Origin of the sequence: Mesorhizobium sp. M7A.F.Ca.CA.004.04.2.1 (assembly GCF_004022825.1) — a bacterium.
In the GTDB taxonomy this organism is placed as follows: Bacteria; Pseudomonadota; Alphaproteobacteria; order Rhizobiales; family Rhizobiaceae; genus Mesorhizobium.
Genome location: NZ_RZPH01000549.1, coordinates 1 through 4,031, shown reverse-complemented (window position 1 = coordinate 4,031; position 4,031 = coordinate 1). Strand labels below are relative to the sequence as shown.

Annotated in this window: 6 protein-coding genes; 5 read left to right on the top strand and 1 reads right to left on the bottom strand. The window is 61.9% G+C overall.

Annotated elements, in window-relative coordinates:
- From sufD to sufA, 4 genes are all read left to right on the top strand, one after another.
- On the top strand, positions 1-828 hold an 828-nt coding region (gene sufD / locus EN893_RS22290), incomplete at its 5' end, for a Fe-S cluster assembly protein SufD (RefSeq protein WP_128361777.1).
- A 4-nt stretch (positions 829-832) separates the two neighbouring features.
- Complete coding sequence (locus EN893_RS22285) at positions 833-2,077, top strand: cysteine desulfurase (protein ID WP_127270925.1); 1,245 nt, start codon at positions 833-835, stop codon at positions 2,075-2,077.
- A 21-nt stretch (positions 2,078-2,098) separates the two neighbouring features.
- Positions 2,099-2,491: an SUF system Fe-S cluster assembly protein gene (locus EN893_RS22280; RefSeq protein ID WP_127270728.1), complete on the top strand. Its 393-nt coding sequence runs from the start codon at positions 2,099-2,101 to the stop codon at positions 2,489-2,491.
- Between the two features lie 100 nt (positions 2,492-2,591).
- Positions 2,592-2,972 (top strand): Fe-S cluster assembly scaffold SufA, encoded by a 381-nt coding sequence (gene sufA / locus EN893_RS22275; protein ID WP_013532156.1) that lies wholly within the window; start codon positions 2,592-2,594, stop codon positions 2,970-2,972.
- Positions 2,973-2,995: 23 nt separating this feature from the next.
- Here the strand turns inward: sufA and EN893_RS22270 are convergent, their stop codons facing one another.
- Positions 2,996-3,493 carry a GFA family protein gene (locus EN893_RS22270; RefSeq protein WP_127270730.1) on the bottom strand — a complete coding sequence of 166 codons (498 nt, stop codon included), beginning with the start codon at positions 3,491-3,493 and terminating at the stop codon, positions 2,996-2,998.
- A gap of 90 nt (positions 3,494-3,583) precedes the next feature.
- Between EN893_RS22270 and EN893_RS22265 the strand changes: the two genes are divergently transcribed.
- Entirely contained in the window at positions 3,584-3,907 is a 324-nt protein-coding gene (locus EN893_RS22265; RefSeq protein ID WP_127270731.1) for a TfoX/Sxy family protein, read from the top strand.
- The last annotated feature ends 124 nt before the right edge of the window (positions 3,908-4,031 follow it).

Sequence of the window (4,031 nt, the reverse complement as noted above, 5' to 3'; positions counted from 1 at the left end):
GTCGACATCGCCGATGGTGTGGAACTTGAAAAGCCGGTCGAGCTGCAGAACCTGCAGGCTGGCGGCCAGACCCATGTGCGCCTGCGAGTGCGTGTCGGCGCCGGCGCCAAGGCCGTCATCGTCGAACGTCAGACGGGTGACGGCGCTGCCTTGGGCAGCTCGGTCAGCCAGCTCGTGCTCGGCGAGGGCGCCGAGGTGACGTGGCTGATCGTCCAGGAGCAGCCGGAAACGGCGGCGCATCTGGCGCAGTTCAAGGCCCATATCGGCAAGAATGCGAAACTGACGTTGTTTGTCATGAACGCCGGCGGCAGACTGGTGCGCCAGGAGATCATGGTCAGGACGACTGGCGAAGGCGCCGATTTCAAGCTGCGCGGCATCAACCTCCTGGCCGGCGACACCCATACCGACGTGACCATGGTGCTCGACCACGCCGTGCCGCACACGACCTCGACGGAAGTCATCCGCAACGTGGTGACGGGCAAGGCGCGCGGCGTCTTCCAGGGTCGCATCAACGTCCATCAATATGCGCAGAAGACCAACGCCAAGATGGCCTGCAACACGCTGCTGCTGTCGGACGACGGCGAGTTCTCGACCAAGCCCGAGCTTGAAATCTTCGCCGACGACGTGATTTGCGGCCACGGCGCGACGGTCACCGAGATCGACCATAACCATCTGTTCTACCTGATGGCGCGCGGCGTCGACGAGAAAAGCGCGCGGGGCTTGCTCGTCAAGGCCTTCGTCGCCGAGGTGATCGAGGAACTTGACGACGAGGCAATCGTCGAAGCGCTGGAGGCGCGGCTCGACGGCTGGTTCGCGGCGCACGGGTGATTTGATGAACGCACCGGGCAAGATCGGAGATTTCTACGACGTCGAAGCGATCCGCCGCGATTTCCCGATCCTGTCGCGGGAAGTCTATGGCAAGCCGCTGGTCTATCTCGACAATGGCGCCTCGGCACAAAAGCCGCAGGCGGTGCTGGACACAATCCAGCATGCCTATTCCCAGGAATACGCCAACGTCCATCGCGGCCTGCATTTTCTCTCGAACGCCGCGACCGATGCCTACGAAAAGGCGCGAGAGACGGTGCGCCGCTTCCTCAATGCGCCGAGCACCGACAACATCATCTTCACCTCGAACACGACTTCGGCCATCAACACGGTCGCCTATGGCTATGGCATGCCCAACATCGGCGAGGGCGACGAGATCGTGCTGTCGATCATGGAGCACCACTCCAACATCGTTCCCTGGCATTTCATCCGCGAGCGGCAGGGCGCCAAACTGGTCTGGGTGCCGGTCGACGATCTCGGCGTCTTCCACATCGAGGAATTTGAAAAGCGGCTGACCAGCAAGACAAAGCTCGTTGCCATTACCCACATGTCGAACGCGCTTGGCACTGTGACGCCGATCAAGGAAATCGTGCGCATTGCGCATTCGCGCGGAATTCCGGTGCTGGTCGACGGCAGTCAGAGCGCCGTGCATATGCCTATCGACGTGCAGGATCTCGACTGCGACTTTTTCGTCTTCACCGGGCACAAGGTTTATGGCCCGTCGGGCATCGGCGTGCTCTACGGCAAGAAGGACATTCTCGCTGGCATGCGGCCCTTCATGGGCGGCGGCGAGATGATCGAGGAGGTGACGGAAGACATCGTCACCTACAACGAGCCGCCGCACCGCTTCGAGGCCGGCACGCCGCCGATCGTCCAGGCGATCGGGCTGGGTGCCGCGCTCGACTATATGGAAACGATCGGCCGCGAGCGCATTGCCGCCCATGAGGAAGACCTCAAGAACTACGCGCATGAGCGGCTGCGCTCCATCAATTCGCTGCGCATCTTCGGTGATGCGCCCGGCAAGGGCGCCATCATCTCGTTCGAACTGCAAGGCATTCATGCGCATGACGTGTCGATGGTGATAGACAGGCAGGGCGTTGCGGTGCGGGCGGGCACGCATTGCGCCCAGCCGCTGTTGAAACGCTTCGGCGTAACCTCCACATGCAGGGCATCGTTCGGCATGTATAATACCAGGGCCGAAGTCGACGCTTTGGCCGAGGCGCTTGAAAAAGCGCGCAAATTCTTCGGATGACGAGTTTTTTGGGTGACGACCATGGATGATGCAAGCATCGCTGCCGAGACCACTCCGGAAACCGCGCCCAATACGCTGGTTTCGGGATCAGCCATTCCAGCCGACGAACTGGCGCGGCTGACCGACGACATCGTCTCGGCGCTGAAGACGGTCTACGATCCGGAAATCCCGGCCGATATCTACGAGCTCGGCCTGATCTACAAGATCGACATCGAGGACAATCGCTCGGTCAAGATCGACATGACGCTGACCGCTCCGGGCTGCCCTGTCGCCGGCGAAATGCCCGGCTGGGTCGAAAATGCCGTCGGCGCCGTCGAAGGCGTGTCCGGCGTCGAGGTCAACATGACCTTCGACCCGCCGTGGTCGGCCGACCGCATGTCGGAAGAGGCGCAGGTCGCGGTGGGTTGGTACTAGCGTTGGGCCTGGCATACTTGCGCCAGGGGTAAAACTTCACCATTTTAGGTGAGGAATCATTCGGCAGGCCTTGAACCTGCATGGAATGGAAGGAAAAAGAATGGGACGCTTTGCCGTCATCACGATGACCGAAAAGGCCGCCGACCGGGTGCGCGAGATTGTCGCCACGCGTGACAATGCGCACGGCATCCGCCTCGGCATCAAGAAGGGCGGCTGCGCGGGCATGGAATATACGGTCGATCTGGTGACCGAGCCCAATACCAAGGACGACCATATCGAGCGCGACGGCGCGCATGTCTATGTGGCGCCCGAGGCAGCGCTATTCCTGTTCGGCACCGAGATGGATTTCGAGCAGACGACGCTGCGCACCGGCTTCACCTTCCACAATCCGAACCAGAGTTCGGCCTGCGGCTGCGGCGAATCCGTCGAACTGAAGCCGGCCGACCTGAAGGCGCTGGCAGAGGCACGCGCCTCCGCCTGACCCTCCTTCGCCCGTTTACGGGGCTAATCCACCCACATGCCCGTGCGCTTGTGCCAGTCGGCGATCGATTCCTCGGGATAGACGTCGAAGACCTTGTCATGCTTGCCAACCACCGGCTCCACCCAGTTCGCCTTGTATTTCAGCATGAGGTGCACCTTGCTTGGCGGAATGGGTAAATCGCTGTCGATCGCCGAAGCGAAGGGATGCACCAGCTCCGGCCATGTCGGGTCGTAGAGCCAAAGGGCTGATCCACATTTCTTGCAGAAATTGCGCTCGCCGGTCGAGATTTCGCAATGCGGATGCTCGTCGTCCTCGATCTCCGCCCGAAAGACGCCGAGGCTGCGCTTGCCCCTGATGTTCAGTGTTTCGTTGTCGGCACCGAGATTGATGGCAAACCCGCCGCCGCCCTGCTGCTTGCGGCAGATCGAGCAGTAGCACAGCATGAATGGCGCCGGCGTGTGGCTCTCCACCTCGAAACGGACGGCATTGCAGCGGCAGGAGCCTTTGAGCAGCACGGGCATAGCGGGAACTCCGATCGACCTCACACAACCTGTCAGCATGATTTTGGTTGCGGCGATGACAAGGCCAAACGCCGGTGACATGATCGCGGCATGGACAATGAACGCATCGCCGAACTGTTCGAAGGCCTCGGCCCGGTCAGCATCCGAAAACTGTTCGGCGGCAAGGGCATCTATTTCGACGGTGTCATCGTCGCCATCGTGCTGCGTGGCGAATTGCTGTTGAAGGCCGACGAGCAAAGCGTGCCCGAGTTCGAGGCCGCCGGCTGCACGCAATGGACCTATACCGGCTCGCGCCACGGCAAGCTGGTCGCCATGCCCTACTGGAGCGTTCCAGACAGCGCTTTCGATGATCCCGACGAGATGACGATCTGGGCACGCCGGGCCTATGAGGCGGGGCGACGGGCGGGGAAGTAGATTCCCGCAAGCGCGAGGCCACCCCCTCATCCGTCCGCTTCGCGGCCACCTTCTCCCCGAGGGGAGAAGAGGTCGACGTCGGCGCTGCAAGCTCCTCTCCCCTCGGGGAGAGGTCGGATTGCCC

Excerpts from the sequence above, each read along its gene's own strand:
- EN893_RS22285 (WP_127270925.1), top strand. The coding sequence starts at position 833 with ATGAACGCACCGGGCAAGATCGGAGATTTCTACGACGTCGAAGCGATC.
- EN893_RS22280 (WP_127270728.1), top strand. The coding sequence starts at position 2,099 with ATGGATGATGCAAGCATCGCTGCCGAGACCACTCCGGAAACCGCGCCC.
- sufA (WP_013532156.1), top strand. The coding sequence starts at position 2,592 with ATGGGACGCTTTGCCGTCATCACGATGACCGAAAAGGCCGCCGACCGG.
- EN893_RS22270 (WP_127270730.1), bottom strand. The coding sequence starts at position 3,493 with ATGCCCGTGCTGCTCAAAGGCTCCTGCCGCTGCAATGCCGTCCGTTTC.
- EN893_RS22265 (WP_127270731.1), top strand. The coding sequence starts at position 3,584 with ATGGACAATGAACGCATCGCCGAACTGTTCGAAGGCCTCGGCCCGGTC.